At 71.9% G+C, this 19,175-nt stretch carries 15 protein-coding genes; 7 read left to right on the top strand and 8 right to left on the bottom strand.

Going from position 1 to position 19,175, the window contains the following annotated elements; genetic code table 11:
- The first annotated feature begins 23 nt into the window (after positions 1 to 23).
- A complete protein-coding gene (locus HC031_RS01480) occupies positions 24 to 911 on the top strand; it encodes an EamA family transporter (RefSeq protein WP_205862092.1) in 888 nt (295 codons plus the stop codon).
- 6 nt (positions 912 to 917) lie between these two features.
- Here HC031_RS01480 and hemE read toward each other — a convergent pair whose 3' ends face one another.
- Positions 918 to 1,964: a uroporphyrinogen decarboxylase gene (gene hemE, locus HC031_RS01475; protein ID WP_167923279.1), complete on the bottom strand. Its 1,047-nt coding sequence runs from the start codon at positions 1,962 to 1,964 to the stop codon at positions 918 to 920.
- 241 nt (positions 1,965 to 2,205) lie between these two features.
- On the opposite strand from hemE, the gene HC031_RS01470 reads away from it, so the two are divergent.
- The 6 genes from HC031_RS01470 to HC031_RS01445 all read left to right on the top strand — a co-directional run bounded on the left by HC031_RS01470 (position 2,206) and on the right by HC031_RS01445 (position 10,244).
- Positions 2,206 to 2,787, top strand: coding sequence for a DUF3000 domain-containing protein (locus HC031_RS01470; RefSeq protein WP_167923278.1), 582 nt, complete (start codon positions 2,206 to 2,208; stop codon positions 2,785 to 2,787).
- Positions 2,784 to 4,136, top strand: coding sequence for an HRDC domain-containing protein (locus HC031_RS01465; protein WP_167923537.1), 1,353 nt, complete (start codon positions 2,784 to 2,786; stop codon positions 4,134 to 4,136). Before HC031_RS01470 ends, HC031_RS01465 begins: the two co-directional genes overlap by 4 nt.
- Before the next feature lie 113 nt (positions 4,137 to 4,249).
- Positions 4,250 to 5,443 carry an acetyl-CoA C-acyltransferase gene (locus HC031_RS01460; RefSeq protein WP_167923277.1) on the top strand — a complete coding sequence of 398 codons (1,194 nt, stop codon included), beginning with the start codon at positions 4,250 to 4,252 and terminating at the stop codon, positions 5,441 to 5,443.
- The gene (locus HC031_RS01455) at positions 5,440 to 7,512 is read left to right on the top strand and encodes a 3-hydroxyacyl-CoA dehydrogenase NAD-binding domain-containing protein (RefSeq protein ID WP_167923276.1); all 2,073 of its coding nucleotides are present in this window, start codon (positions 5,440 to 5,442) and stop codon (positions 7,510 to 7,512) included. The genes HC031_RS01460 and HC031_RS01455 overlap by 4 nt, the downstream gene beginning before the upstream one ends.
- A gap of 202 nt (positions 7,513 to 7,714) precedes the next feature.
- Positions 7,715 to 8,548, top strand: a complete 834-nt coding sequence (locus HC031_RS01450; protein ID WP_167923275.1) for a DUF2637 domain-containing protein — start codon at positions 7,715 to 7,717, stop codon at positions 8,546 to 8,548.
- A 97-nt stretch (positions 8,549 to 8,645) separates the two neighbouring features.
- The gene (locus HC031_RS01445; RefSeq protein WP_167923274.1) at positions 8,646 to 10,244 is read left to right on the top strand and encodes a tetratricopeptide repeat-containing diguanylate cyclase; all 1,599 of its coding nucleotides are present in this window, start codon (positions 8,646 to 8,648) and stop codon (positions 10,242 to 10,244) included.
- A 4-nt stretch (positions 10,245 to 10,248) separates the two neighbouring features.
- On the opposite strand, the gene HC031_RS01440 is transcribed toward HC031_RS01445, so the two are convergent.
- From HC031_RS01440 to HC031_RS01410, 7 genes are all read right to left on the bottom strand, one after another.
- The gene (locus HC031_RS01440; protein WP_167923273.1) at positions 10,249 to 11,457 is read right to left on the bottom strand and encodes a sensor histidine kinase; all 1,209 of its coding nucleotides are present in this window, start codon (positions 11,455 to 11,457) and stop codon (positions 10,249 to 10,251) included.
- Positions 11,454 to 12,134, bottom strand: coding sequence for a response regulator (locus HC031_RS01435; protein WP_167923272.1), 681 nt, complete (start codon positions 12,132 to 12,134; stop codon positions 11,454 to 11,456). The genes HC031_RS01440 and HC031_RS01435 overlap by 4 nt, the downstream gene beginning before the upstream one ends.
- Positions 12,135 to 12,219: 85 nt before the next feature.
- Positions 12,220 to 13,686 (bottom strand): outer membrane protein assembly factor BamB family protein, encoded by a 1,467-nt coding sequence (locus HC031_RS01430; RefSeq protein WP_167923271.1) that lies wholly within the window; start codon positions 13,684 to 13,686, stop codon positions 12,220 to 12,222.
- A gap of 52 nt (positions 13,687 to 13,738) precedes the next feature.
- The gene (dxs, locus tag HC031_RS01425; protein WP_167923270.1) at positions 13,739 to 15,679 is read right to left on the bottom strand and encodes a 1-deoxy-D-xylulose-5-phosphate synthase; all 1,941 of its coding nucleotides are present in this window, start codon (positions 15,677 to 15,679) and stop codon (positions 13,739 to 13,741) included.
- Between the two features lie 87 nt (positions 15,680 to 15,766).
- Positions 15,767 to 16,663, bottom strand: coding sequence for a carbohydrate ABC transporter permease (locus HC031_RS01420; protein ID WP_167923269.1), 897 nt, complete (start codon positions 16,661 to 16,663; stop codon positions 15,767 to 15,769).
- Positions 16,660 to 17,457: a carbohydrate ABC transporter permease gene (locus tag HC031_RS01415; protein WP_240942031.1), complete on the bottom strand. Its 798-nt coding sequence runs from the start codon at positions 17,455 to 17,457 to the stop codon at positions 16,660 to 16,662. The genes HC031_RS01420 and HC031_RS01415 overlap by 4 nt, the downstream gene beginning before the upstream one ends.
- A gap of 262 nt (positions 17,458 to 17,719) precedes the next feature.
- On the bottom strand, positions 17,720 to 18,985 hold the full coding sequence (locus tag HC031_RS01410; RefSeq protein WP_167923268.1) for an ABC transporter substrate-binding protein: 1,266 nt from the start codon (positions 18,983 to 18,985) through the stop codon (positions 17,720 to 17,722).
- Positions 18,986 to 19,175 lie beyond the last annotated feature (190 nt).

Here is a 19,175-nt window from a genome sequence, read left to right as displayed (position 1 = left end):
CCAGCTCCCGCGCCGGTGCCGCCATGGCGCTGGCGTCCATGCTCTGTGTCCAGCTCGGCCTGGCCGCCTCGGTCGGGCTGTTCGACCGGGTCGGGCCGCAGGGGGCGGCCTGGCTGCGGCTGGCCTGGGCCGGCGTGATCCTGCTCGTCGCGGTCCGGCCCCGGCCGTCCCGCTTCACCCGGTCCGGCCTGCTGGCCAGCGTCGCGCTCGGGGTCGTGACGTCGGGGGTCACGCTGTTCTTCATGGCCGCGGTCGCCCGGCTGCCGCTCGGCACCGCGAGCGCGCTGGAGTTCCTCGGCCCGCTCGGCGTGGCGACCGCCCGCGGGCACGGCGGGAAGAAGTTGTGGCCGGCGCTGGCCGCGGTGGGGGTGCTGCTGCTCACCGAGCCGTGGCGCGGCACGGCGGACCTGGCGGGGTGCGGGTACGCGCTGGCCGCCGCGGTGTGCTGGGCGGCGTACATCCTGCTCACGCAGCGGGTCGGCGACGAGGTGTCGGGCCTGCGCGGCCTCGCGATCTCGATGCCGGTGGCCGGCCTGGTCGCGACCGCGGTGGCCGCACCGACGGTCGCGCCGCGCCTGACGTGGGGGCTGGTGGTCACCGGTCTGGGCCTTGCCATCCTGCTGCCGGTCGTCCCGTTCAGCCTGGAGCTGCTGGCGCTGCGCCGGCTGACGACGTCGGCCTTCGGCACCCTGATGAGCCTCGAGCCCGCGATCGCACTCGTCATCGGCGTGGTCGCGCTGCATCAGGTGCCGGACGTGGCACCGGTGGTCGGGCTCGCCTTCGTCGTCGCCGCCGGCATCGGCGCGGAGCGGACCGGCGCCCGCACCTCGGCAGCTGACCGACCCGCCGATCGGCCGTCCGGTCACGAGCCGGCCGGCCCGGCCGCCGACCGCGAACCGGTGGACTGTTAGCGGCGGCTACCGCCGCGACAGCTCGTGGACCAGCTCGACGACGCGGGTCAGCGCGTCCGGGTCGGTCTCCGGCAGGACGCCGTGCCCGAGGTTGAACACGTGGCCCGGGGCCGCCCGGCCCTCGTCGAGCACCCGGCGCACCTCGGACTCGACCACCTCGGCCGGCGCGAAGAGGGTGCACGGGTCCAGGTTGCCCTGCACCGCCTTGTCGGCGCCGATCCGCGCGGTGGCGGCGTCGAGCGGGGTACGCCAGTCCACCCCCACCACATCGGCCCCGGCCTCGCCCATGGCGGGTAGCAGCTCGGCCGTGCCCACCCCGAAATGGATCTTCGGGACCTCGGTGATCCCTTCGAGCACGGCCTTCGAGTGCGGCAGGACGTACCGGCGGTAGTCGCGTTCGGACAGCGCGCCGGCCCACGAGTCGAACAGCTGGACGGCGTTGGCGCCCGCGTCGATCTGTACCCGCAGGAACGTCCGGGTGATCTCGGCGAGCCGTCCGCAGAGCGCGTGCCAGAGGTCGGGGGCGCCGTACATGAGCGCCTTGGTCTTGGCGTGGGTACGTGACGGGCCGCCCTCGACGAGATAGCTGGCGAGGGTGAACGGCGCGCCCGCGAACCCGATAAGCGGGGTGGCGCCCAGCTCGGACCGCAGCAGCCGGACGGCCTCGGCGACGTAGGCGACCTGTTCGGGCGCGAGCGACGGGACGGTCTCGACGTCGGCGAGGGTCGCCACCGGCTTCGCGACCACCGGCCCGGTGCCCGCGACGATGTCCAGGTCGACGCCTGCGGCGGCCAGCGGCACGACGATGTCGCTGAACAGGATGGCCGCGTCGACGCCGTGCCGGCGTACGGGCTGGAGCGTGATCTCGCAGACGAGATCCGGCCGCCGGCAGGATTCGAGCATGCCGATGCCCGCCCGCACCTGGCGGTACTCGGGCAGCGAACGGCCGGCCTGGCGCATGAACCACACCGGTGTGTACGGCACGGGTTCGCGCCGGCAGGCGCGCAGGAACGGCGAGTCGGTGACGGCGGCGGAGTGCGGAGTCTGGCTCATCGCCCGCCATCGTGCCACGTGCGACAGGGGCGGCCATCGCAAAGGGTCCGCAGATAGGTCACCGAGAGGTCGCCGGCGCGGCCGCAACGGGCGATCCGGCAGATCATCGCGCAAGGTGCACGGATGGGACACGGCCCGTGACGGGCAAACCCGAAATACCCGATCTCGTAGCCACAAGCGCCGCGCGACTTCCCGGCGCGCCGAGCCGATTTGGCGCCCGTACAGGCCTACGCTTCGAACCATGGCGCCCACGACCGTCCCCCCGGAGGCGTTCACCCGCGCCGTTGCAAGCCTGTGCGCCGGACAGCACCGACCCGAGATCATCCTCGAGGAGGTGCCCGCGCCGCGCCGCCTCGCCCCCTTCGGGTACGCGATGAGCGGCACCGTGCTGCGCGGCGGCGACGAGGTGGCCACCGGGCGGCTCATCCTGCTGCACGACCCCGCCGGACACGAGGCGTGGGAGGGCACGATGCGGCTGGTGACGTACGTGACCGCCGAGCTGGAGCCGGAGCTCGCCGCCGACCCGCTGCTGCCGGCCGTCGGCTGGAGCTGGCTGGTGGACGGGCTGGAGGCCCACGGCGCCACCTACACGGCGATCGGCGGCACGGTGACGCAGACCCTGTCGACCCGGTTCGGCACCCTGTCCGGTCCGCCGAGCACCGCCGACGTCGAGATCCGTGCGTCCTGGACCCCGCTCGACGAGGATCTGGCCATCCACCTGGAAGGCTGGTGCGCGCTGCTGGCCCTGACCGCCGGCCTTCCGCCGCCGGGCGTCACCGCACTTCCGGAGTCCCGGTCGGCCACGCCGGCCGGCCTGCCCTGACGCCTCCCGCAGCCGGCGGGGACCCGACGCGCCGACCCGGCTGCACAGGCGCGCCATCCCCTGGCCGTACGGTAGGCGACGTGACCGACGAAGCCCCCCCACGCCGTCGGGACGCGGATGGGACCTCGGCGAAGCCCGATTCCGTCCTCCTCACCGCGCCCCGCGACGGCACACCGCGCCCCGTGACCACGCCAGCCGAGCTGGCGGAGGTGGTCCGGCGATTCGCCGCCGGCACCGGTCCGGTGGCGGTGGACGCCGAACGCGCCTCGGGCTACCGGTACGGCCACCGCGCCTACCTGGTCCAGCTGCGGCGGGAGGGCGCCGGCACGGTCCTCATCGACCCGGTCCCCCTGTCGGACCTGAGCGCGCTCAACGAGTCGATCGTCGACGCCGAGTGGGTCCTGCACGCGGCCAGCCAGGACCTGCCCTGCCTGGCCGAGCTGGGCCTGCGCCCGCTGCGGCTGTTCGACACCGAGCTGGCCGCCCGGCTCGCCGGCTTCGAGCGCGTCGGCCTGGCGGCGCTGACCGAGTCGCTGCTCGGGTACGCCCTGGAGAAGCACCATTCGGCCGCCGACTGGTCGACCCGCCCGCTGCCCGAGTCGTGGCTGTCGTACGCCGCGCTCGACGTCGAGCTGCTGGTCGACCTGCGCGACAAGCTGGTGGCCGAGCTTGCGCAGCAGGGCAAGACGGAGTGGGCCGCCGAGGAGTTCGCGGCGCTCGTCGCCAGCGCCGGCCAGCCACCGCGCACCCGCCCCGACCCGTGGCGGCGCACCTCGGGCATCCACCGGGTCCGCGGCGCGCGGGCGCTGGCACGGGTGCGCGCCCTCTGGTACGCGCGGGACGCGATCGCGGCCCGCCGGGACAGCACCCCCGGCCGGGTACTGCCCGACTCCGCGATCGTCGCCGCCGCCACGGCCGACCCGAAGGACGAGCGGTCACTCACGGCGCTGCCCGGTTTCGGCGGCCGTTCGGTCCGCCGCCTGGCCGGCACCTGGCTCGACGCCCTCAGCGAGGCGCGCGCGCTCTCCGATGATCAGTTGCCGGTACCGGTGCCCGCGGAGGGTCCGCCCCCGCCGCACCGCTGGGCCGAGCGGGACCCGGACGCGGCGGCCCGCCTCGTCCGCTGCCGCGAGGTGGTCACCGGCCTCGCCACCACGTACCGGCTGCCGCCGGAGAACCTGATCGCGCCCGACTCGGTACGCAGGCTGGCCTGGTCGCCACCGGACCCGCTCACCGAGGACGCGGTCGGGGAGGTACTGGCCGGCTTCGGCGCGCGGCACTGGCAGATCGGCCTGGTCACGCCGGGACTGACCGAGGCGCTTCGGTTACCCGTCGCGCCGATTGAGTGACCGTCGGGCGGTACTGGGTAGCGGTGTGGGTCGGACCACAACGGCCCAGCTCTATCGCTCATCCTACTGGCGAGTAACATTCGCGGAAAAGACCGTCCGCAAGGAGGCTCTCCGTGCCCCGTACCGTCCGCGACGTCGTCTTCGTCGACGGTGTACGCACCCCTTTCGGCAAGGCCGGAGGGATGTACGCGAACACCCGCGCCGACGACCTCGTCATCCGCTGCATCCGTGAGCTGCTGCGGCGCAACCCGCAACTGCCGCCCGAGCGCGTCGAGGAGGTCGCGATCGCCGCGACCACCCAGATCGGCGACCAGGGCCTGACGCTCGGCCGTACCGCGTCCCTGCTGGCCGGTCTGCCCAAGACCACGCCCGGCTACTCCATCGACCGCATGTGCGCCGGCGCGATGACCGCGGTCACCACCGTCTCGTCGGCCATCGCCATGGGCGCCGTCGACATCGCGATCGCCGGTGGCGTCGAGCACATGGGCCGCCACCCGATGGGCGAGGGTGTCGACCCCAACCCGCGCATCATCGCCGAGAAGCTCGTCGACCCGTCCGCGCTCGTCATGGGCGCCACCGCGGAGAACCTGCACGACCGACTGCCGGGCGTCACCAAGGAGCGGGCGGACGCGTTCGCCCTGGCCTCGCAGCAGAAGACCGCCAAGGCGTACGCCAACGGCAAGCTCCAGCCCGACCTGGTACCGGTGGCCGTGCGCGACCCGGAGGCCGGCTGGGGCCTCGCCACCGCCGACGAGGCGCCGCGCGAGACCAGCATGGAGAAGCTCGCCACGCTCAAGACCCCGTTCCGCCCGCACGGCCGGGTCACCGCGGGTAACGCGGCCGGCCTCAACGACGGCGCCACCGCCGCGATCCTCGCCGACGAGCAGACCGCTCGCGAGCTGGGCCTGCCGATCGGCATGCGGCTGGTCAGCTACGGCTTCGTCGGCGTCGAGCCGGAGGTCATGGGGTACGGCCCCGTCCCGTCGACCGAGAAGGCCCTCAAGATCGCCGGGCTGACCATCGACGACATCGGCCTGTTCGAGCTCAACGAGGCGTTCGCCGTCCAGGTGCTGGCGTTCCTCGACCACTTCGGCATCGCCGACGACGACCCGCGGGTCAACCCGTGGGGCGGCGCGATCGCCATCGGCCACCCCCTCGCGTCGTCGGGCATCCGCCTCATGACGCAGCTGTCGCGGCAGTTCGCCGAGCGCCCCGACGTGCGGTACGGCCTCACCGCCATGTGCATCGGCATCGGCATGGGCGGCACCGTGATCTGGGAGAACCCCGCCTGGGAGGGAAACAAGTGACGCAGCCAGTCATCAACGAGGTCGTCACCAAGGCGCTCGTACGCTTCATCAGCGTCCCCGGGCTGGACGGCGAGGCGGCGCTCATCACGCTCGACAACGGGTTCGACCACACCAAGCCCAACACGTTCGGCCCCGGCGGCCTGGCCAGCCTCGACGAGGCGATCACCACCGCGCTCGAGTGCAACCCGCGGTTCATCGCGGTGACCGGCAAGCCGTACATCTTCTGCGTCGGCGCCGACATCACCGTCATCCCGCAGGCCCGCTCCCGCTCCGACGCCCTGGAGACCGGCCGGTTCGGCCACCGGGTCTTCAAGCGGCTCAAGGACTCGGCCGTCCCGACGTTCGCGTTCGTCAACGGCGCGGCCATGGGTGGCGGCCTGGAGCTGGCGCTGCACTGCCACTACCGGACGCTGTCGACCGGCGCGGCGGCGCTCGCCCTGCCAGAGGTCTCGCTCGGCCTCGTACCCGGCTGGGGCGGCACCCAGCTGCTGCCCAACCTGATCGGCATCGCCGGCGCGGCGCAGGTCATCATCCAGAACCCGCTGATGATGAACAAGATGCTCAAGCCGAAGCAGGCGCGCGAGCTGGGCATCGCCGACGAGCTGTTCGAGGCCGCCGATTTCCTGGAGCGCTCGCTGGAGTGGGCCGCCGGCGTGGTGCGCGGCGACATCGCCGTGCAGCGTCCCGAGGTCGACCGGGACATGTGGGACGGCGTGCTCTTCTTCGCCAAGAAGACGCTCGACGAGCGGCTGCACGGCGCGCACCGCGCCGCGTACAAGGCCCTCGAGCTGCTTGCCCTGGCGAAGGACGCGCCGTTCGAGCAGGGCACCGCCGCCGAGGACGAGGCCCTGGCCGACCTGGTGTTCAGTGAGGAGCTGCGCAGCGGCCTGTACTCGTTCGACCTGGTGCAGCGGCGCGCCAAGCGGCCGGCCGGCGCGCCGGACAAGAGCCTGGCCCGCGACGTCACCAAGGTGGGCGTCGTCGGCGCCGGCCTGATGGCCAGCCAGCTCGCGCTGCTGTTCGCCCGCCGCCTGGAGGTGCCGGTCGTCCTGACCGACCTCGACCAGGCCCGGGTCGACAAGGGCGTGGCGTACGTCCACAACGAGATCGACAAGCAGGTCTCCAAGGGCCGGATGGACGCTGGCAAGGCCGCCAAGTACAAGGGCCTGGTCAGCGGCTCGGTCGACAAGAGCGTCTTCGCCGACGCCGACTTCGTCATCGAGGCCGTCTTCGAGGACATGGGCGTCAAGAAGCAGGTCTGGGCGGAGCTCGAGAAGATCGTCAAGCCCGAGGCGGTCTTGGCGACCAACACCTCGTCGCTGTCGGTGACCGAGATGGCCGCCGACCTCGAGCACCCCGAGCGGGTCGTCGGCTTCCACTTCTTCAACCCGGTCGCGATGATGCCGCTGCTGGAGATCGTCAAGGCGGAGAAGACCGACGACGCGACCCTCGCCACCGCGTTCGCGGTGGGCAAGAAGCTCAAGAAGTCCTGCGTACTGGTGAAGGACGCGCCGGCGTTCGTGGTCAACCGGCTGCTCACCCGGTTCCTGGGCGAGATCTTCGCCGCCGTCGACGCCGGTACCCCGCTGGACGTCGCAGACGAAGCGCTCGACCCGCTGGGGCTGCCGATGCGCCCGCTCGCGCTGCTCCAACTCGTCGGGCCGGCCGTGGCGCACCACGTGGCCGGGACCATGCACGCCGCGTTCCCCGACCGGTACGGCGTCAGCGCCAACCTCGCCCGCATCGTCGCGGCCGGCAAGCCGGGCTTCCTGACCGCCGACGGTGAGGTCGACCCGGAGGTCGCCGCGCTGCTCCAGGTCGGCGATTCTCCGCTCACCGCCGAGGAGGTGCGTACCCGGGCACTGGAGGCGCTCGCCCAGGAGATCCGCCTGATGCTCGACGAGGGCGTCGTGGCCGAGCCGCAGGACATCGACCTGTGCATGATCCTCGGCGCGGGCTGGCCGTTCCACCTGGGCGGGGTCACGCCGTACCTGGACCGGACGGGCACCTCGGACAAGGTCACCGGCAAGCGGTTCCTGCCGAAGGGCGTGGCGAGCCTGCCAGCCTGACCGGCCCGGTCCTCATGATCCTGAAGGATTTTCCGTGTTCCAGCGCGGAAAACCCTTCAGGATCACGGTGAGGAGCGAGGGGCGGCTCCACCCACATGATCTTGTGGGCAGAGCCGCCCCTCGCTCCCATATCTGGGGCATGTCACAGCCGACACGCCGGGAAAAGCCTGGCGTCCGGCCCGTCATTCACCAGAATCGACGGATGCCCCTCCCACAGCTCCGCCGTGTCCGCTGGGCGATCCGCGCCGCGCTTGCGCTGGGCGTCGCCGCCTCGGTCGCCGCCAACATCCTGCACGCCCGGCCCAACCCGATCAGCCAGGTGATCGCCGCGTGGCCGCCACTGGCACTGCTGATCACCGTCGAGCTGATCTCCCGGGTACCGGTGCACCGCCGGGCCCTGGCCGCGGTGCGCCTACTGGCGACGGCCACCATCGCCGGCATCGCGGCATGGGTGTCGTACTGGCACATGGTGGGGGTCGCGTCCCGCTACGGCGAGACCGGCGCGTCGCCGTACCTGCTGCCACTGTCGGTGGATGGGCTCGTCATCGTCGCCAGCGTCAGCCTCGTGGAGTTGGCCGGCCGGATCCGGGCGGTCGAGACGGCGACCGCCCGGCAGCCCCTTCCGGATGGCGTCACCGTCATCAGCGCCCCCGACCCGGCGCCGGTGACCGAGGCGTCAGTGACCGAGGCGCCGGTGACCGAGGCGCCGGTGACCGAGGCGCCGGTGACCGAAGCGCCGGTGGCTGACGCCGAGCCAAAGCGGGCGCCGCGGTCGCCCGCCCGCCGGACCGGCCAGTCGCGGGTCACGAAGGCCACCCCGGCGAAGTCGGCGCCCCGCAAGCGGGCCTCGGCCAAGACCGCCCCGACCGTGGCACCAGGAACCGCCGGCAGAGAACTGTCCTCAGCGGAACTCGTCAAGCTTGCCGAGCTGGTCAAGGCCGACCGGCCGGAGCTGACCCAGGCCGCGATCGCCAACGAGCTGGGCGTCACCCGCTACCGCCTGCAGCAGGCAAAGCGCGAAGCCGTGGGGGTCTGACCCGCCTCCCCCGATCACGGGAAAGGCCTCAGTCCCCACCCTCCGGTACCGATAGGTCATTGACCCGCAGTCATCCGGGCGGAAGGAGCGTGGTCGCATGGGTAGCGCCAGCGACGACCCCCGCCTGCCCGTGGTACCGCTGACCCTGGGCGCTTACCAGACGATCGTCCTGCGGATGCACGAGTTGTACATCAAGGGCCGTAACCCGGAGGCGCTGCGGGCCGCGGACGTGATCGAACTGATCGGCCGGCTCAGCGGCGACGAACCGGCCCAGCAGTTCGCGACCCAGACCCGGATGTACGCGTACACCGCGCTGGGCCGCTTCCAGGAGGCGCTCGCCGCCGGTGAGTCCCTGCTGCGCCTGCACCGGGCCGCCGGGGCAGGCGTCGACGAGGCCAAGACGCTGTCCGACGTCGCCGAGATCCTGATCCGCATGGGGCGCCTCGACGAGGGGCTCCAGCAGGTGGCGCGGGCGACGGCGCTACTTGACCAGGCCCCGCGTAACCACCGCCGGTACGCGACGGCGAACTCCTCGCTGGCCGACGCGGCGCGCGCGGCCGAGCTGTACGAACTCGCTGACACCTCGGTGCGGCTCCTGGCGGAAGGCCACCCGTACGGCAGCCCGCACCGGGAGGCGGGCGAGCTGCAGCGGGCCGAGATCCTGCTGGAGTGGGCGCTGCGGTTGGAGCACCTCGGCCGTACCGAGGAGGCGACGGCCCGCTACCTCGACAGCGTCGAGCTGATCCGGCCCTGGGTCGAGCTGTACCGCAGGTCCGGACCGACGGCCGACGCGCCGCTGGCCACCGCGGTGCTCGCGGTCGCGGTCGCGAAGCTCGGCCAGGTCGACGAGGCAGCCGCGCTGGCCGAGCCGATGATTCTCCCGACCCGCGCGCAGGGCCAGCACCGTGAGGCCATGCTGGCGCACTTCGCGAACGGTGTCGTGCTGCGCGCTCGTGGCGATTACCGCGGTGCCCGGTGGGAGCTCGTCGCGGCCGAGGAGCTCTGGGCTCACTCCGGGCAGGTGACCCAGCGGATGATCATCCAGTACGAGCTGGCGCTGCTCACCGTTGCCGAGCACCCTGAGGCGCGGCCGATGCTGACCGCGCTGCGTACGCAGGCCCAACATCTGTGGAACCTGAGGCTCGAACGCATCGCCATGCTGCGCCAGGCCCGCCGCCGCGTGGAGCTGGAGGCCGAACGCACCCGCGCCGACGCGGCCGCCATGCAGGACCCGCTCACCGGCCTGGGCAACCGCCGCCGCTTCGACCAGCAGATGGGGCTCATCGACCGGCCCGACCAGCCCACCGGGCCGCTCGTGCTGCTCCTGGTCGACCTGGACGAGTTCAAACACATCAACGACACCTACTCACACGGCGTCGGCGACCTGGTCCTCGCCGAGATCGCGCGGGTGCTGCGCGAGCACTGCCGCCGCGTCGACGTGCCCGTACGCTTCGGCGGCGACGAGTTCGCCGTGTTCGTCCACGCCGACCTCGACACCGCCGCCCGCATCGGCGAACGCATCCGCCAGGGCATCGCCGCCTACCCCTGGCACCAGGTGGCCCTCGGCCTGCACGTGACCATCAGCATCGGCGCCGCCGAACTCCGCCCCGGCATGACCGCCCGACAGCTGTTCGACGCCGCCGACAGGAAGCTGTACACGGCCAAGCACCGCGGCCGGGATCAGTTGGCCGCGTAGGCGGTCACTGGGGCGGCGACGGTACGACCGCCGACCCGGTCAGCAGCGGCGTGGTGGAGGCTCCCGGCAGCCGTACCGTCACCTCCAGGCCCCCGCCGTCGAGGGCGATCGCGGCCACGGTCCCGCCGTGCGCGTCGCACACCGCCCGCACGATGGACAGCCCGAGCCCCGAGCCGCGGGCGCCGGTGCGCTCCCGGCCACCGCGCCGGAACGGCTCGAACAGCCCCGGCACGTCCGCCGCCTCTACCTCGAAGCCGGTGTTGCCGACCACGAGCCACGCCTGCGTCTCGTCGGCCCAGGTGCGTACCCAGATCCGCCCGCCCAGGTGGTTGTAGCGCACGGCGTTCTCGACGAGGTTGCCGGCGAGCCGTTCAAGCAGCCCGGGGTCGCCGACCACCGGGGCCGCGGCGAGCTCCGTCGTCACGTCCAGGCTGAGCCGGGCGGCCTCCTGCTTCACCGAGGACAGCGCGGCCGAGGCGCTGGCCGACAGGTCGGCCGGCACCTTGCGGGCCAACCGCCGCCCGGCCTGCGCCTCCGTCCGGGCCAGCAGCAGCAGCGAGTCCACGAGCGCGTTGGCCCGGATGGAGGCGTCCCTGACGACGGTGGCCATCCGGCGCAGGTCGGCCACGTCGGCGTCGCGGTCGGCGAGGGTCACGTCGATCTCGGTACGCATGACGGCGAGCGGTGTCCGCAGCTCGTGCGACGCGTTGGCGACGAACCGCTTCTGGCTTTCGAAAGCGGCGGCGATCCGGTCGAGCATCGCGTCGAACGTGGCGGCGAGGTCGGCCACCTCGTCGTCGGCGCCGTCGTAGTTGATGCGCTGGTCGAGCGTCTCCCCGGACAGCCGCTGCGCGGCGGCGGTGACGGCGTGCAGGGGTCGCAGCGCGCGGCCGGCCACCAGGTACGCCCCGATGACGCCGGCCGCGCCGATCGCGAGCAGCGCGCCGAGCCCCTTGAGCAGGAGATCCCGCTCGGCCGCGTGCATCAGCTCGTCCTGCCAGGCGCGCGCGTCGACGGTCTGCCCGTCGGCGAGCTGGACCTGGGTGCCGGCGCGGAGCTGGTCGGAGGGGTGCAGCGCGGAGCTGACCACGGTCCACGACAGCAGGACCAGCACGGCTCCCGCCCCGATCAGCAGGATGCCGTTGAGGAGTGTGAGCCGAAGCCGCAGCGTCGGCCGGGGGCGGCGCGACGTGCGGGCGTCGTAGACGGTCATGCCGACGCCCCGGTCTCCTCGACCCGGACCCGGTACCCGGCTCCGACGACGGTCTCGATCAGCGCCGGGTCGCCCAGCTTCTTGCGCAGCGTGTTCATCGTCACCCGTACCGTCGTCGTGAACGGGTCGGCGTTGGCGTCCCATACCCGCTCCAGCAGCTCCTCACTGGACACCACTCCCCCGTCGGCCTTGAGCAGCTCTTCGAGCACCCCGAACTCCTTGCGGGTCAGGTCGAGCGGCCGCCCGGCCCGGGTGACCACGTGCCTGGCCTGGTCGAGCACCAGGTCGGCCACGGCGAGCACGGGTGGCGTGGCCGGGGTGGCGCGCCGGCCGAGCGCACGGACCCGGGCCACCAGTTCGGTGAAGTCGAACGGCTTGGGCAGGTAGTCGTCGGCGCCGAGCTGGAGCCCTTCGACCCGGTCGGCGACGCTGCCGCTCGCCGTCAGCATCAGTACCCGGGTCAGGGCCCCGGACGACACCAGCGCCGCGCAGATCTCGTCGCCGTGCATGCCGGGCAGGTCGCGGTCGAGCACCACGACGTCGTACCGGGTGATGAACGCCATCTCGTGGCCGTCGGTCCCGTCGTAGGCCACGTCGACCGCCATGCCTTCGCGGCGCAGGCCGCGCGCGATCGCGTCGGCGAGGTTGCTCTCGTCTTCGATCACGAGTACCCGCACCGGGTGGTCTCCTTCCATGCTGCCCGGCCGCACGGCCAGGGCGTGAAACGTGCGCACGTCACGCTAGCGCCGTCGTTCGAGCCGGTCAGCGCGAGTACCGCCAGGCCCGGATGGCGCCCTCGCCGGTGCGGCAGGCGACGTAGGCGTCGCTCGCCATGCAGTCGGCCTGGTTGAGCGGCAGCACGGCGAGGCGTTCGGTGGCGAGGCTCCGCGCGTCGAGGACGGCGAGGATCTCGCCGCCCCGCGTGTACGACAGGATCGGCATCTGCGCGCCGTCGACCACGCTGACCGGCCGCCAGTCGTCGCGGCGCAGCAAGGGCCGTCCGGTGGCCTCGTCGAGGACCCCGATCCCGGTGCCCCGGCTGCGGTCGACGAAGCCGGAGTTGGCCACGAGGACGGACGAGTAGAGGCGCCCGGCCGACGCGCGCCACAGCAGGCCACCCGGTGACTGCCAGCGGACCTGGCCGGTGCGGGGATCCACCGCGAAGGAGGTCTCGACGTCCGATCCGCACAGCGCTGTCCCGCACCGCCAGGCGCCGTATGCGGTCAGGTCCGGCACGCTCCAGCGGGGACGGGGCGGCTCGCCGCTGTACCCGGCCAGCGCGGCGCGTCCGCCCCAATCGGTCATGGTCAGGGTCAGGTCACCGGCGTCCAGTACGGCTTCGTACGGGGTGGCGGCGCCGGCCGTCATCGGGGGTGGGGGCGTGGCCAGCGGCAGGTCGAGGCGCCGGGTGCTCGTGCTCGCGAAGTCGAACAGCTGCCCGCCGCTCGCGTCCTCCCGTACGAACACGCCGGTCAGCCAGCGCTGTCCGGGGTCGGAGGACTGCACCGGCGACATCCGGCGGCCCGGCGCGACCGGCCCGTAGCCGGCGGCCAGCGCGCCGGTCGCCACGGCCAGGACGGTGATGACCGTACGGTCGGTCGTGTCGTCGGGGCCCCCTGGGTTGTCGGCGCCGGTCGGCGGTGCGAACGTCCGCATCGCGACCCGGTCGCCGCGGGGCGCGACCCAGAGCGGGTAACCGGTGTGCCGCCAGCGCACGGCGCCGGTCCGCGCGTCGATCGCGGCGGTCCAGCTCGGGTCCTGGTCGTCCCGGTTCGCCGGCACCGGCCCGGATGGCTGCGAGGTCAGCAGCAGGTTCGAGCCCGCGACGAGGAGGTTGAGCTGGCCCCCCGACGCGTGGTCGACGCTCCAGCGCCGCCGCCCGGTGCGCAGCGAGTACGCCGTGAGCCGGCCGCCGTCGCCGCCGCCCGCGCTGATGGTGTAGACGCTGTCGCCGGCCACGGCGAGGAGGTCCCCCGTCGCCGCCACGGTGACCGGCGGCGGGATCGGCGCCGGCACCGAGACCGCCTGCCGCGCGCCGCCGGCGGCGCTTCCGGCCAGCGCCGACACGGCGGTCACGAGGGCGGTCACGATGACGGCCCGCCGCCTCGACGGGTTCCACAGTGGCGGTCGTGGGAGGTCGGGCCCGGGCAGCGGCGCGTCCGGCGCGGCGGACGGCGGAAGCACGCCGAGATCGATCGACACCGGTTCGTGCTGCTCGGCGGCGCTCACGAGGCCACCGTACGCGGTTGCGGCAACACCGCAGCCGATCAGGAAGGTGGGCTCAGTGCACCCGGCGGCCGTTGGGTACCGGGCGCGGGCGGGGAAGCTCCGGCTCCTCCAGTACGCTCACCCACTCGGTGACCTGGCGCGCGACATCCTGCGCCGTGAGCCCGAGAGCGGCCAGGATCTCGCCGCGGCTGCCGTGCGGGTGCCAGCCCGCCGGTACGCCGACGTCGCGCAGCGGCACCCAGACATCCGCGTCGCGCAGCGCCTTGGCCACCGCGTCCCCGACGCCGCCGGTGCGCACGCCGTCCTCCAGGGTCACCACGAGCCGGTGCTCGCGGGCCAGCTCGACCAGCTCGTCGGGCACCGGGCGGACCCAGCGCGGGTCGACCACGGTCACCCCGTACCCGTGCTCGGCCAGCCGCCCGGCGACGTCCACGCCGAGGTGAGCAAATGATCCGACCGCAACCAGCAGGACATCCCGCCGCTCAGCGGCGCACAGCACGTCCACGGGGCCGATCCGGTCGATGGCGGGCAGGTCGGCGGCGACCGTACCGGTCGGGAAGCGCACGATCGTCGGGCCGTCGCTGACCGCGACCGCCTCGCGCAGCTCCTCGCGGAGCGTCGCGGCGTCGCGCGGGGCGGCGATCCGCAGCCCCGGCACCACCCCGAACACCGACATGTCCCACATGCCGTAGTGGCTGGGCCCGTCCGGGCCGGTGATGCCGGCCCGGTCGAGCACGATCGTCACCGGCAGCCGGTGCATCGCCACATCGAGCAGGACCTGGTCGAAGGCCCGGTTGAGGAACGTCGCGTACACCGCGACAACCGGGTGCAGCCCGCCGATCGCCAGCCCCGCGGCCGAGGTGATGGCGTGCTGCTCGGCGATGCCGACGTCGTAGGCGCGCTCCGGGTACTTGCGCATGAGCTTGGCGATGCCGGTCGGGTCGGCCATGGCCGCGGTGATGCCGACCACGTCGGGCCGCTCGTCGGCGATGGCCACCAGTTCGTCGGCGAAGACGCCGGTCCACTTCACCGACGCGGGGGCGAGCAGCTTGCCGGTCTCCGGGTCGAAGGCGCCCGGACCGTGCAGGCAGTCGGCCTCGTCGTTCTCGGCCGGCCGGTAGCCGTACCCCTTTCGGGTGACGGCGTGGACGATGACCGGCCCACCGAAGGCCTTGGCCCGGCGCAGCGCCGACTCCACCGCCGGCAGGTCGTGTCCGTCGACCGGGCCGACGTACTTGATGCCGAGGTCTTCGAACATCGCCTGCGGTGCGACCGCGTCCTTGAGGCCCTTCTTCAGCCCGTGCAGCACCTCGTAGAGCGGGCCGCCGACGACCGGGGTGTGCCCGAGCGCGTCCTTGACCAGGTCGAGCACCTTCTCGTAGCCGGGGCTCAGGCGCAGGGTCGACAGGTGGTCGGCGAGGCCGCCGATCGTCGGCGCGTACGAGCGGCCGTTGTCGTTTACGACGATGACCAACGGGTTCTTCGCGGTGGCGATGTTGTTGAGCGCTTCCCAGCACATGCCGCCGGTCAGCGCGCCGTCGCCGACCACGGCCACGACGTGCCGCTTCTCGCCGCGCAGCGCGAACGCCTTGGCCAGCCCGTCGGCGTAGGACAGCGCCGTGGACGCGTGGGAGTTCTCGATGATGTCGTGTTCGCTCTCGGCCTGGTTCGGGTAGCCCGACAGGCCGCCGCGCTGGCGCAGCGCGTCGAAGCCGTCCTGCCGGCCGGTCACGATCTTGTGTACGTACGCCTGGTGACCGGTGTCGAACAGGATCCGGTCCTTGGGCGAGTCGAACACGCGGTGCAGCGCGAGGGTGAGCTCGACGACGCCGAGGTTGGGGCCGAGGTGGCCACCCGTACGCGACACCTTCGCCACGAGAAAGTCGCGGATCTCGGCGGCGAGGAGGGTGAGCTGCTCCTGCGTCAGTCCTCGGAGGTCCTGTGGATCACGGATCGTGCCGATGAGACTGGCCGGGCCCTCGGAAGCGCTCATGACCGGCCAGTCTAGCGGGGGCTCACACACGGTTGCCGGGGGCGATCATTTCTCCACACTTCCCTCACACCCGCGCCGACCGCCGGCTCAGCTCTTCACCGAGCCGGCCATCAGGCCACCGATGAACCAGCGCCCGAGCACGATGTACACGAGCAGCGTCGGCAGGGACGCGATCAGGGCGCCCGCCATTGACGCTGCGTAATCGGGTGACTGCGCGCCGGCCAGGGCGTTGAGCGCGATGGTGATCGGCCCGTTGCTGGTGTTCGACAGGAAGATCGCGAACAGGTAGTCGTTCCAGGCCGAGGTGAACTGCCAGATGATCGTCACCACGAAGCCGGGAACGGCGATCGGCAGAATGACCCACGCGAAGGTACGCAGCAACCCCGCGCCGTCGACCCGACTGGCCTCGATGATCTCGACCGGGACCGTGGTCGCGAAGTAGTTCCGGAAGATCAACGTACAGATCGGGATGCCGTAGACGCAGTGCACGAAGATCAGCGTCGGGATGCCCGGCGGCAGGCCAATGGTCTGCACGATCTGCCGCAGCGGGATCATCACCGCCTGGTAGGGGATGAACATCCCGAACAGGATCAGCGTGAAGACAAGGTCGGCGCCCGGGAAGCGCCAGCGGGACAGCACGAACCCGTTCGCGCAGCCGAGGAACGACGAGATGAGCGCGACCGGGATGGCCAGTTCGAAGGTACGCGTGAACGACGGCGCGAGCGCGGTCCACGCCTTGTCCCACGACGCGAAGGTCCAGTGCGTCGGCAGCGTCCACTGCCCGGTGACGCCGATCTCGCGGCCGGACTTGAAGCTGGTCACGACCAGTACGTAGGCCGGCATCAGGACGATGACCAGGAACAGCAGGAGCAGGACGTACGTGACGACCCGACCGGCCGGCGAGCGGCGGTTGACGCTGTGACGCGGGCCGGTGACCCGACCGGGCACGGTGGCCGGAGGCGTGGCGATGCTGGTTGACGTCATGAGCGGCGCTCCACCCGGTTGTTGTAGATGAGGTAGGGCACGATCACGATCGCCACGAGGAGCAGGAGAACGATCGAGATCGCCGCGGCCTTGGCGTAGTCGCTCGTCAGCAGCGTCTGCCAGACGTACACCGCGGGAACCTCGGTGATCCATTGGGCGCCCGAGACGGACATGATCAGGTCGAACATCTTCATCGACATGTGCCCGAGAATGATCAGGACGGAGAGCGCGGTCGGCGTCAGCTGCGGGAAGAGCACGTGCCGGTACAGCCGGTAGGTGGTCGCGCCGTCCATCTGGGCCGCTTCGCGCAGTTCGGCCGGGATGCCGCGGAAGCCGGCCAGGAACAGCGCCATCACGTACCCGGCGAGCTGCCAGATCGCCGGCACCGCCATGGCGGCCATGCCCCAGTGCGGGTCGGTCCACCAGGGGTTCTCCAGGAAGCCCAGGTGCAGGTCGGCGAAGATGCGGTTGAGGCCGCCCGCCTGGTCGCCGGTGCCGGAGTTCATCAGCCACCGCCAGACCACGCCGGAGGCCACGAACGAAACCGCCATCGGGAACAGGTAGATCGCCCGGAACACGCCCTCGCCCGGAATACCCCGCTCGAGTAGCAGCGCCCACAGGACGCCCATCACGAGCGCGCCGACCATGAACACCACAGTGAAGATCAGCAGGTTCTTCAGCGAGTGGACGAACCGGTCGTTGATGTCGTCGGTGAACAGGGCGGTGAAGTTCTTCAGGCCGACGAAGCCCTGCGACGGCAGCGCGTTGTGCTGGTCACTGACCGAGAGCTTCATCGTCCAGCCGATCAGCCCGTAGACGAAGACGGCGAGCAGGACCAACGACGGAGACAGCAGGAGCAGTCCGGGGCCCCAATGCCGGGCTTTGCCGTGGGCCGACCCTCCTCGCCTGCGCCGCGGGGCCCGCTCGGGCGCCACGGTTGCCGAACTGGTCGTCACCGGGAAACCTCCGTGCTGTCTGGTGCCATCAGGGCGGCGGGGTCGGGTCGGGACCCGGCCCCGCCGCTTCGGCGTCGAGGGTGGACCCTCGTCGCGGGAACTACTTCTTGGCGTACTGCTGCGCGGCCGCCGCGAGCGCCTTCTGCAGCGCCTCGACGTCACCGTCGCTGGAGAACTTGCCCTGCGCCGAGGCGACCGCACCCTGCCAGCCCTGCGAGCAGGCCGAGCCGTGCGGGCACGACGGCACCGGGGTGTCGACCTTCCAGTCGGCCATCGCGGCCTGCTGGTAGGCCGGGTAGTCGGCCGAGTTGGCGTCGGTACGGGCCGGGATCGAGCCCTTCTTGGTGTTGAAGGCCTTCTGGCCGGCGGCGCTGCCGAGCGTCTTCAGCCAGCACTTGGTGCCCTCGGCGTTCTTCGCGCCCTTGGGCAGCACGAACGAGTCGGCCAGCCACTGGTAGGCCTTGTCGTTGCCGGGGAAGACCGAGTAGCCGTAGTCCTTGAAGCCCTTGGTGTCGAGGTCGGCAGCCTCCCAGTCACCCATCAGCTGGTAGGCGGCCTTGCCGTCCATGACCAGCTTCTCGGCATCGGTCCAGTCGAAGGTGTCCCGGTCCTTGTTGCTGTAGCCGAGCAGCTTCTTGTAGTCGTTGATGGCCTGGGTCACGTCCGAGCCGGTCCAGCTGGTCTTGCCGTTCCACAGCCCGGTGAACTTGTCCGCGCCGAGGTCGCTGATGAGGACGGCCTCGAAGAGCATCTCCTGGGTCCAGTCCTTGCCGACGGCCAGCGGCGTCTGCACGCCCTTGGCCTTCAACGTGTCCAGCTGGGTGAAGAACTCCGGCAGCGTCGTCGCCGGTGCCGTGATGCCGGCATTGGCCAGCACCGTCTTGTTGCTCCACAGCACGTTCGCGCGGTGGATGTTGGACGGCACCGAGTAGATCTTGCCGTTGACGGTGAGGTTGTCGATCAGGCCCTTCGGGAAGGCGCTGTCGAGCCCCCACTGCTTGTACTCGGAGCTGAGGTCCTCGATCTGGCCGGCGTTGATGTAGTCGGTCAGCTCGGCGCCCGCGTGCGCCTGGAACGTGTCTGGCGGCTGGCCCTGCTGCAGCCGCGAGGCCAGCACCTGCTTGGCGTTCGAACCCGCACCGCCGGCGACCGCGCCGTTGACGAAGTTGTACTGCGAGCAGTCGGTCTTGAACTGGGCCACGAGCCCGTCGAGACCGGCCTTCTCGCCGCCGTCGGCCCACCAGGTGAAGACCTCGACGTCCTTACTGGACTTGCCACCGCTGCCGCTGCCGCTGCCGCACGCACTCGCCGCGAGCGCGACTGCGATCCCGGCGGCGGCGACGGCTGCTCGTTTCGAGAAGCGCATCAATCCTCCATGTGTCGCCATGTATTCACTTCCGTTGTCGTCGGGCGAACCTCACCCGACGGGCATGCCCCGCCGACCTTGGTGTCGTGGGAGACGCCTATCTGTGGCCGGGTGCGACGCGGCGAGACGCCGGACGTCCAGATCGTCGGTCCACGGCCACCCCCTCAGCACAAGACCGGATCTGTCTAGA

It is taken from the genome of Planosporangium thailandense, assembly GCF_011947195.1.
In the GTDB taxonomy this organism is placed as follows: Bacteria; Actinomycetota; Actinomycetes; order Mycobacteriales; family Micromonosporaceae; genus Planosporangium; species Planosporangium thailandense.
This window is presented reverse-complemented; position numbering and strand designations above follow the sequence as displayed.

Bases quoted from the DNA above. Each gene is read 5' to 3' on its own strand.
- HC031_RS01480 (WP_205862092.1), top strand. From the start codon at position 24: ATGGCGCTGGCGTCCATGCTCTGTGTCCAGCTCGGCCTGGCCGCCTCG.
- hemE (WP_167923279.1), bottom strand. From the start codon at position 1,964: ATGAGCCAGACTCCGCACTCCGCCGCCGTCACCGACTCGCCGTTCCTG.
- HC031_RS01470 (WP_167923278.1), top strand. From the start codon at position 2,206: ATGGCGCCCACGACCGTCCCCCCGGAGGCGTTCACCCGCGCCGTTGCA.
- HC031_RS01450 (WP_167923275.1), top strand. From the start codon at position 7,715: ATGCCCCTCCCACAGCTCCGCCGTGTCCGCTGGGCGATCCGCGCCGCG.
- HC031_RS01445 (WP_167923274.1), top strand. From the start codon at position 8,646: ATGGGTAGCGCCAGCGACGACCCCCGCCTGCCCGTGGTACCGCTGACC.
- HC031_RS01440 (WP_167923273.1), bottom strand. From the start codon at position 11,457: ATGACCGTCTACGACGCCCGCACGTCGCGCCGCCCCCGGCCGACGCTG.
- dxs (WP_167923270.1), bottom strand. From the start codon at position 15,679: ATGAGCGCTTCCGAGGGCCCGGCCAGTCTCATCGGCACGATCCGTGAT.
- HC031_RS01420 (WP_167923269.1), bottom strand. From the start codon at position 16,663: ATGACGTCAACCAGCATCGCCACGCCTCCGGCCACCGTGCCCGGTCGG.
- HC031_RS01415 (WP_240942031.1), bottom strand. From the start codon at position 17,457: ATGAAGCTCTCGGTCAGTGACCAGCACAACGCGCTGCCGTCGCAGGGC.
- HC031_RS01410 (WP_167923268.1), bottom strand. From the start codon at position 18,985: ATGCGCTTCTCGAAACGAGCAGCCGTCGCCGCCGCCGGGATCGCAGTC.